This is a genomic window from Agrobacterium leguminum, assembly GCF_015704895.1.
Classification (GTDB): Bacteria; Pseudomonadota; Alphaproteobacteria; order Rhizobiales; family Rhizobiaceae; genus Agrobacterium; species Agrobacterium leguminum.
Genome location: NZ_JADQWB010000044.1, coordinates 1 through 1,426 on the forward strand (window position 1 = coordinate 1; position 1,426 = coordinate 1,426).

General features: G+C 58.7%; 1 pseudogene. It reads left to right on the forward strand.

The window, feature by feature from the left end:
- Positions 1-72: 72 nt before the first annotated feature.
- Positions 73-1,426 (forward strand): annotated as a pseudogene (locus I3J13_RS25575) (IS701 family transposase); the annotation flags it as partial.

The following is a 1,426-nucleotide window of genomic DNA, read 5'->3' on the forward strand; positions in this document are numbered from 1 at the left end:
CTAGCATTACTTTGGCAGATTCGGGCAAGGCTGGTTTGAGATGATCTGTGCTCTCTTCGTTGGGGGCGCGATATGGCAGATTGGGATACGGAGCTTTCGGCATTTTTACAGCCATTTCTGGACAAGCTCGGACACAAGAAGCGACGACAGATGTGCCCGCTTTACGTCTCCGGGCTCATTGGTCCCGGTGACCGCAAGAGTATCGAGCCGATGGCGGAACGGTTTGCTCCAGGCCAGTACGACCGCCTCCACCATTTCATTTCCGATGGCCTTTGGGATGCTGTTCCTCTTGAGACGGAGCTTGCGCGACAGGCGGACAGGATCGTTGGCGCGTTAGATGCGTTTCTGGTGATCGATGATACCGGCCTTCCCAAGAAAGGCGACTACTCAGTCGGCGTCGCGCCGCAATACGCTTCGATGCTGGGCAAGAGGGCAAATTGCCAGACGCTGGTGTCGGTGACGCTTGCCCGAAACGAGGTTCCTGTTCCGGTTGGCTTGCGTCTGTTTTTGCCCGAGTGCTGGACCAGCGACACGGAACGGATGGCCAAGGCCGGGGTTCCCGATGCCATGCGGACATCTCGCACGAAGCCGGAGATCGCTCTCGACGAGATCGATCGGTTGATCGCGGCTGGCATCCGGTTTGGCACAGTGCTGGCTGACGCAGGCTACGGCTTGTCGGCGGCCTTCCGCCAGGGGCTGAGTGGACGTGGCCTCAGCTGGGCGGTCGGCATCCCCAAGCATCAGAAGGTCTATCCCTATGATGTCGAATTGATCTTTCCCGTCTCCGATCATGGTCGCCCGCGCAAGCATCCGATCCCTAACATCCTGTCGGTTGCAGCCGAGACGATCCTGATGCATGCAGGCTGGAAGAAGGTCAGTTGGCGGCGTGGCACAAAGGGCCGCCTGACGGCACGCTTTGCAGCATTGCGCGTCCGGATCGCCGACGGCACGCCGCAACGCATTCTTGACAAGGGACAGCAACACATGCCGGGCGAGGAAGCCTGGTTGGTTGGCGAATGGCGATCAAACGACGAGCGAAAATACTACCTGTCCAACTTGCCGGCCGATGCGACGTTGAAAATGCTGGCGGCCGCCATCAAGGCGCGATGGGTTTGCGAGCAAGCGCATCAGCAAATGAAAGAAGAACTCGGCCTCGACCACTTCGAAGGCCGATCATGGCAAGGGCTACATCGGCACGCCCTAATGACGATGATCGCCTACGCCTTCCTCCAGCATCAGAGATTGCAGACTGCAAAGCGGGAAAAAAAAGAAGCGACAAGCGCGCAAGGGGCCGCCTGAGCCGACCCTGCCAGCCGTTCGTCGAGCCGTCATCAGCGCACTTGCCATCCCCATGATGGCAATCCGATGTCCCCACTGCAAAGGGCAAATTCGGACAGCAGAATATATTCTGCCAAAGTAGTGCTAG